At 39.3% G+C, this 7,305-nt stretch carries 7 protein-coding genes; 6 read left to right on the top strand and 1 reads right to left on the bottom strand.

The window, feature by feature from the left end:
- Window positions 1-163: 163 nt before the first annotated feature.
- Window positions 164-406 carry an NUDIX hydrolase gene (locus FYJ57_RS11865; RefSeq protein WP_154432801.1) on the bottom strand — a complete coding sequence of 81 codons (243 nt, stop codon included), beginning with the start codon at window positions 404-406 and terminating at the stop codon, window positions 164-166.
- A gap of 818 nt (window positions 407-1,224) precedes the next feature.
- On the opposite strand from FYJ57_RS11865, the gene FYJ57_RS11855 reads away from it, so the two are divergent.
- From FYJ57_RS11855 to FYJ57_RS11830, 6 genes are all read left to right on the top strand, one after another.
- Window positions 1,225-1,998 carry a DUF134 domain-containing protein gene (locus FYJ57_RS11855; protein WP_154432800.1) on the top strand — a complete coding sequence of 258 codons (774 nt, stop codon included), beginning with the start codon at window positions 1,225-1,227 and terminating at the stop codon, window positions 1,996-1,998.
- 347 nt (window positions 1,999-2,345) lie between these two features.
- Entirely contained in the window at window positions 2,346-3,032 is a 687-nt protein-coding gene (locus FYJ57_RS11850; RefSeq protein ID WP_205839968.1) for a response regulator transcription factor, read from the top strand.
- A gap of 77 nt (window positions 3,033-3,109) precedes the next feature.
- Entirely contained in the window at window positions 3,110-4,036 is a 927-nt protein-coding gene (locus FYJ57_RS11845; RefSeq protein WP_154432798.1) for an ABC transporter ATP-binding protein, read from the top strand.
- A complete protein-coding gene (locus FYJ57_RS11840) occupies window positions 4,029-4,874 on the top strand; it encodes a DUF2705 family protein (protein ID WP_154432797.1) in 846 nt (281 codons plus the stop codon). Before FYJ57_RS11845 ends, FYJ57_RS11840 begins: the two co-directional genes overlap by 8 nt.
- A gap of 3 nt (window positions 4,875-4,877) precedes the next feature.
- The gene (locus FYJ57_RS11835) at window positions 4,878-5,771 is read left to right on the top strand and encodes a sensor histidine kinase (RefSeq protein ID WP_154432796.1); all 894 of its coding nucleotides are present in this window, start codon (window positions 4,878-4,880) and stop codon (window positions 5,769-5,771) included.
- Window positions 5,772-6,152: 381 nt separating this feature from the next.
- Window positions 6,153-6,932, top strand: coding sequence for an SseB family protein (locus FYJ57_RS11830; RefSeq protein ID WP_235904572.1), 780 nt, complete (start codon window positions 6,153-6,155; stop codon window positions 6,930-6,932).
- The last annotated feature ends 373 nt before the right edge of the window (window positions 6,933-7,305 follow it).

Here is a 7,305-nt window from a genome sequence, read left to right as displayed (position 1 = left end):
CACCTGGGAAAAACATATCTAATTTCAACGAATCATTCATTATCATATACCGCCTTTATTTGATACCAACATTTTATCACAGAAATAATTTCATTGGAAGCAAAAAACGGGCAATTGCGGAAGAACCCAAGCTTGCCGGACAGGTGGCTCATTGGAGCACAGATTATTCAGATTCCGGAATAACAGTTAACCCAACCTCTTCCCTAACCTCCCGAATAAGAGCTTCTTTCTGATCTTCATCCTTGTGAATCCCTCCACCTGGAAATTTGTAATATTTTTCCTTCTCACTGTAAACAAGTGCAATTTTGTTATCATCTTTGAGAATAATTCCTCTTACAGATGGTCTGCTAAATACGCTATCGCAATTTTCATAATTTTGTAAATCTATTTCCAATAGTTGTCTCATCAATGCACCTCGCGTAAATTCCGATTTGACAGTCTCTTGAACAAGCCTACCATATGGGTTATTCTACCACATATTCACCCTTAATCCACTAGAAATATTCACTATTCATTTACCATACATCTGAACTATCTTCAACATCTACCCATGCCTGCATCCCACCCGCTAGCATATTCTATAGGATTGTCAATAGCAAGTGCATTTAAGAATGGTGAATGGTTTCGTGTAGCTGGCGAACTTACCCCGGATGACTACAGAGAAGCAAGACAGTTTATGTTAGATGCGTATCCATCACTGCAGGAGACTTTATTGTAAAAAAGGATGCACAGGCAGTTATTCCGAATGATGGGAAACAGACTCTGACCAAGGGCGCACGAGGTTCGGTGAACCTCGGTTTTGCGCTGACCGGAGCAGGAGCGGAAACCCTGGTGCCGTTAGGAATAGCAATATTCGTTGGAAATAAATTTTTCTGTAATCATTTGTGTGGACGTGGCCAGTTTTTTAGTAAGCTTGGTGGAGATTTAAAATGCTCAAGAAATAAACCAATCCTGCGATGGATGAGTTCAAAATGGTTCCGATATGGCTTTTTGATATTTTTCCTTACAATGTTTGGGAATATGGTATTTCAGACGTATTTAGTTTGTGCCGGAGCATCCCCCTTGCGTGAAGCCATCAAACTATTCCGGACCTTCCGCGTTCCATAGGGATGGACATACATTGCAGGAACAGTAGCTGATTCATAAAAGGCATATGTCAAAAATATTATTGACATATGCCTTTTATAGGACTATTATATAAGAAAAGCGAGAAAGGAGCAGCTTATGCCGAGACCAGTAAAATGCAGAAAAGTCTGTCATTTCCCTCAAATTTTAGAATTTCTTCCGGCAGATGATACTGAGAAAAACACACCCATTATTCTGACAGTAGATGAGTACGAGACAATTCGTCTTTTGGACAAAAAAGGTTACAGTCAGGAGCAGTGTGCAGCATCTATGCAGATCGCAAGAACAACGGTTCAACGAATTTACGAGATTGCCAGGAAGAAAATAGCAGATGCACTCATTGATGGACATCCACTTAGAATCGAGGGTGGAGATTTCAGAATTTGTGACGGTCAGAGCAGCAACTGTAGCTTTGGAGGCTGTTACAAACAGGAAATTTACAAAAAATATGCAGCAGAAAAAGGAGAAGGTATCATGAGAATAGCAGTAACATATGAAAATGGACAGATTTTCCAGCACTTTGGACACACAGAGACATTTAAGATTTACGATGTAGAGGAAGGAAAAGTAGTACATTCAGAAGTAGTAGATACCAATGGAAGCGGACATGGCGCATTGGAAGGAGTTCTTAATGCATTGAACGCAGATGTTTTGATCTGTGGTGGAATCGGAGGCGGTGCACAGACAGCGTTAGCGGCAGCCGGTATTGAGCTTTTCGGAGGAGTTTCCGGAGATGCGGATAAAGCAGTAAAAGCTTTTATCAATGAAACACTGGATTATAATCCGGATGTTAAGTGTTCTCACCATGAGCATAACCACGGGGAAGGACATACATGTGGCGAGCATGGATGTGGAAGCCATAGCTGTCATTAAGAAGAATGAGCTTCCGTCGGAAGCGTAAGCCTCTAATAACAGCCTTTGCGTGTCATGGAACGCAGTCCACACCGGAGTCATCTGAGATTTTCGCAAAAAGTAATTATGCTCAGAAAATATAATTAGTGTGAATATGAAGAACAGTCTGACTTTATAGAAATATTTTCCAGAAAGTCAGACTGTTCTTCCGTTACTGTTTACTGATAATATCCCGCAAGGCGTTTTTCGCGAGCGAAGGTCACAGAAAACCCAGACATACCACGCAAATTTATGCGATTAGCATAAATTCTGTGATATAATACAAAAATATAATGTTTTCACAGTATAAAACAGAGGAGTGGACAAGCATGCAAAAAATACTGATCGTAGAAGATGATACCAATATCAATAATTTGCTTCAGGAGGCATTATCCAAAGAAGGCTATTCCTGTGAACAGGCTTTTTCAGGAACCGAAGCAAAACTGCTCTTAAATATGCAGGAGCATGGTTATGAACTGGTGTTGCTGGATCTGATGCTGCCCGGAATCTCAGGAGAAGCGGTTCTGGAGGAAATACGAAAAAAGGGAAATCTTCCGGTTATTGTTCTGACTGCAAAAGACAGTCTGGATGAAAAGGTAGAGGTTTTGACCAGCGGAGCTGATGATTATATAACAAAACCATTTGAAATCAGAGAAGTGCTGGCAAGAGTTCAGGTGCAGCTTCGCCATAAGGAAGAAAAAGAAGCAGGAAGAGAGCATAATCTTTCATTTAAAAATATGATATTAAACAGAGATACATTTCAGGTCAGAATTGATGGTAGGATACTTTCGAAGATCACAAAACAGGAGTTCGCAATTTTAGAATTACTGCTCAGAAATCCAAAACAGGTTTTTAGCAAAGAGGATATTTTCGAATATGCCTGGGATGAGCCTTATATGGGTGAGACGAAGACCTTGGATGTGCATATCAGCAATATCCGCAAGAAAATCAAACAAGTGACTTCAGACGAGTACATCGAGACAGTATGGGGAATCGGTTATCGTCTTCATGCATAATCTTTACTCTTTTTTTAATGTTTATTTGCGTTTGATTAGGATTCCTCTTTTATTATAAATGCAGATAAGAAAAGGAGATGAAAAAATTGAGTGAGATGTTATTGGAAACAAGAGGATTGACGAAGCAGTATGGTCACCATAAGGCTGTGGACAGTGTCAGTATGCATATTAAAAAGGGCGCTATTTATGGATTTATAGGACGGAATGGAGCGGGGAAGACAACCTGCCTGAAGATGATCAGTGGACTTTCCAAACCGACCAGTGGAGAAATCGAAATCTTTGGATACAAAGGAAAGGATTTGCAAAAAGTCCGCTCACGGGTGGGATGTCTGATTGAAGCGCCCGGGTTGTATGGAAATATGACCGCATATGAAAATCTGAATATCAAATGCAAGCTGTTGGGAATAAAGAAAGCAGATTATGTGGAAGAGATATTGAAAACAGTAGGTCTGGAGCAGGTGGGAAGAAAAAAGACAAAACACTTTTCACTTGGAATGAAACAGCGTCTGGGAATCGGCCTTGCCTTAGTTGGAGAACCGGACTTATTAGTTCTTGATGAGCCAATCAATGGGCTGGATCCACAGGGGATTGCAGAGGTTCGCGATACGATTCAGAGGCTTCAGAAAGAGAGAAATATGACGATTTGTATTTCCAGTCATATTCTGGAAGAATTATCGAAGATTGCTACTGATTATGGAATCATTCACAATGGAAGCTTATTGCAGGAACTTACAAGAGATGAATTAATGAGAAAATGTAGTGAACGGATGGAATTGACACTGGATGATCCGAAGCGGGCGATTCCGGTTTTGGATGCCATGGGATTTACGAGTTATCAGGTAACAGATAAAGAGCATATTCACATTTTTGAACGTCTGAGTGAAAGTGCATCATTGAATATGGAGCTTGCGAAGGCCGGAATTCCGGTAAAAGGGATTTCTATAACCAGTGAAGAACTGGAAGCTTATTTCCTGAATCTGACAGGAGGTGCCAGCCATGCTTAATATGATAAAAATGGATTTGTACCGGATGTTTCGGACAAAGAGTATGTATATAGTCTGGATCGTGCTGGCTGTGGCAGTATTGTTTACAACCTTTCTGTGTAAAACAGATTATGATTCATTGAACAAAGAGGATGCTGCGCAGCAGGAGCAGTTTACTGAGCCAACAGCAGAGAATATTAATGTGGGAATGATGGTGACATTGCCTACAGAACCTGGAGAAAAAGTTACAGTATACGACATTTTTTATGCAAATTCTCAGGGAAAATTTTACGCATTGTTTTTGGTGATTTTTGCTGTTCTGTTTTCAACAGCAGATATAGGAAGTGGTTATATAAAAAATATTGGCGGTCAGGTTCAAAAAAGAGGAGCTTTGATCTTCTCCAGATCCATTGCCCTGGCAGTTTTTATGGCACTGACAATGACAGGGGCATTTATACTGCAGGCAGTGGCGAACTATATTGTTTTCGGAGACTTGGAGTGGGGCGATCCAAAGGCCGCCTGCTCTTATTTCCTGACTGAGCTGGTACTTCATTATGCGCTCGTATTGATCTGTATGGCGATTGCGATTGTTTTGAAAAATAATGTGATCAGCATGGTTATTTCCATTTGTCTGACAATGAACGTAATGAGTATTGTATACGGATTAGTAAACAGCGCAGTTCGGAAAATGGGAATTCATAATTTCCAGATGTATAAGTATACGATCACTGGGAAAATATCACTTCTTCCTATGAATCCAGGTGGAAATGATTGTTTTTTGGCACTTGGCGTGGCATGTGTATTCATTATTATAATGATATCTGTAAGCAGTGTTGTTTTTCAAAAGAGGGATATTTAACAGATGTATATCATAATTGGGATACTGGCAGGAATTATTATTTTACAATCAATTATTATGTGGAAATATCAGCGGCAGGTGAAAGACATCTGCCGCCAGTTGGCGTTCCTTATGAAACATGACAGTAATATGTTGATTCATCGTGAGTTTGGTCTGGGAGGAATCGGAATGCTTTCAGACAGGCTGAATGACCTTCTGGAATTGCGTAGGAAAGAGAAACAGTACTATCAGGAGAAAGAAACTCTGATTGCTGATACTTATACGAATCTTTCTCATGATATCCGGACACCACTGACATCTCTGGACGGGTATTTCCAGCTTATGGAAGCATGTGAAAATGTCGAAGAGCAGAGACGTTATCTGAATATTATTCATGAAAGAATACACAGTCTGAATGAAATGCTGGAAGAACTTTTCATGTTCACAAAGTTAAAAAATGAATCCTATCGTCTGGAACTGACATCCTGTTGTATCAACCGGATTCTGAAAGAAACTGTTTTTTCGTATTATGATGAGTGGGTGAGAAGAGAGATCCAGCCGGACATTCAGATTACGGAAGAACAGTTGTATATAGATGGAAATAAACAGGGGCTGAGCCGGATTATTCAGAATGTAATAAAAAATGGTCTGGATCATGGAGAAAAGAAAATACGCATTGTGTTAAAACGAGAGCAGAACCAGGCGGTATTGCGAATCAGTAATCAGGTGATAGCTTCAGAAAAGATTGATATAGAACATGTATTTGATAGATTTTACAAAGCGGATGCAGCAAGAAGTAAAACATCTACCGGACTGGGGTTATCTATTGCAAGAGAATTTGTCAGACGTATGAATGGAGAGATTGGTGCAAAGATAGAGGAAAATGAGTTTATCGTTGAGATGAGTTTTAACTTGTGAAAACTAAGGAATCACGGTGTGCAGAATGGTGTGCTCAATGATATGAGAGGACGGATAATCGGGTTGCATAAAAAAGATTTTCTTTAAAGGAGCTATCAGAAACAAAAAACGTTGTATTTCTTGAATTCACTGGGATTCAAGAGATGCAACGTTTTTTTGTTTCAAAATATAGTATTCTTTTAGTTGCCCGGAATGGAATGATTTTCAGCACATGCTGTGTCGGCTGCGGCGTGCAGGAGAAGTGAAAGAAATTCCGGCGGATCTGAGACTTACAAAGGTAAGAGATCTATTCATTTCCCGGAATCATAGTTTACATATCTGATAGGACACCTATCGCAAAGCATACTTCAGAATGGAGGAAGCATTGATGGTTTGTTCCAGATGGGAGCAGTAAAGCTCAATTTGTTGTTTATGGTTGTCAGTATTGTTCTGGGAATTCTCTTAATTAAAAAGAAAACAACAACAATGGCTTATATTCTGGCTATAATAGAATTGGTATATGTACTTCTGGCAATTACATCAGGTGGATCAGTAGGCATTGGTGCTATATCCTTTTTACTCTCTTTAGTTGGTGCGATCCGGATCGATAAAAAATGGAAACTTTATCAGGAAATCTCTGTTGGAAACAATCAGGGAAATTCTGCTGGAAACAGCACAGACGGAAGAACGCAGAATAATGCATATGCGCAATATCATACATCCCAGGCTGCTAATAACGAAACTTACTGGCAGAAGAAGCCGGAAGAGGATCATGGTTTTGTTTCGGCCGGCGCATCGAAAAATTTGAAAGAAGCACTGAATATTTATAAAAAAGAGAAAAGCTGGTCTGCAGAAAATGATATGATAGAGGCTTTGAAGATCAGTAAAGTATGGGTTCCCTATATCAGCGAGAAGAACCAGATGGATATTCTGAAAAATGGAGAAAGATATTATCTTCCTGTGTTTACAAGTGCAGCGGAAATGAAAGAGTATGGGAAGAAATTTTATCAAAGAGAAGTATACATTTCTGATGCGATTAATATGGCAAAAGAATCACGATATGTATTAACTGGTCTGGTTATCAATGCGTTTACTGATTCTGTTATATTGAACTGGGATCAGCTCGGCACAGGAATTCCTAACGCCGATGATGGGGAAGAAAAAACCATGTATAAGAGATAGCAATTCTGACGTAATAAGCTGCGTTGAATTTTATAGCTGTTGATGTATAATAAGAATATAGAGACAAAAATGCTGAAAGCCTGTATTTTATGTGGGCTTTCAGCATTTCTTTTATCAGATGATTAGGGTTTGAATCTAAAACATATATGGAGCTGAAAACATATATCCTTGAGCCAGGAAAAAAAATTTAACATATCGCCAGATTCTATGGGAAAATTATCTTCCGAAATATAAATGGAGTTTTTATGACTATTATTTTATAATATGAAAAATAGAAATGCATTTTAAAAGAAGCTCAGCTGAGTATGTTTGATATGTGACGGCGGGATTACAGGAGCTACTTTTTGAAATGATAAAATAGGTTGGAAAATGA

This window comes from Oliverpabstia intestinalis, assembly GCF_009696065.1.
GTDB lineage: Bacteria > Bacillota > Clostridia > Lachnospirales > Lachnospiraceae > Oliverpabstia > Oliverpabstia intestinalis.
This window is presented reverse-complemented; position numbering and strand designations above follow the sequence as displayed.

Excerpts from the sequence above, each read along its gene's own strand:
- FYJ57_RS11850 (WP_205839968.1), top strand. The coding sequence starts at position 2,346 with ATGCAAAAAATACTGATCGTAGAAGATGATACCAATATCAATAATTTG.
- FYJ57_RS11840 (WP_154432797.1), top strand. The coding sequence starts at position 4,029 with ATGCTTAATATGATAAAAATGGATTTGTACCGGATGTTTCGGACAAAG.
- FYJ57_RS11845 (WP_154432798.1), top strand. The coding sequence starts at position 3,110 with ATGAAAAAATTGAGTGAGATGTTATTGGAAACAAGAGGATTGACGAAG.
- FYJ57_RS11865 (WP_154432801.1), bottom strand. The coding sequence starts at position 406 with ATGAGACAACTATTGGAAATAGATTTACAAAATTATGAAAATTGCGAT.
- FYJ57_RS11830 (WP_235904572.1), top strand. The coding sequence starts at position 6,153 with ATGGGAGCAGTAAAGCTCAATTTGTTGTTTATGGTTGTCAGTATTGTT.
- FYJ57_RS11855 (WP_154432800.1), top strand. The coding sequence starts at position 1,225 with ATGCCGAGACCAGTAAAATGCAGAAAAGTCTGTCATTTCCCTCAAATT.
- FYJ57_RS11835 (WP_154432796.1), top strand. The coding sequence starts at position 4,878 with ATGTATATCATAATTGGGATACTGGCAGGAATTATTATTTTACAATCA.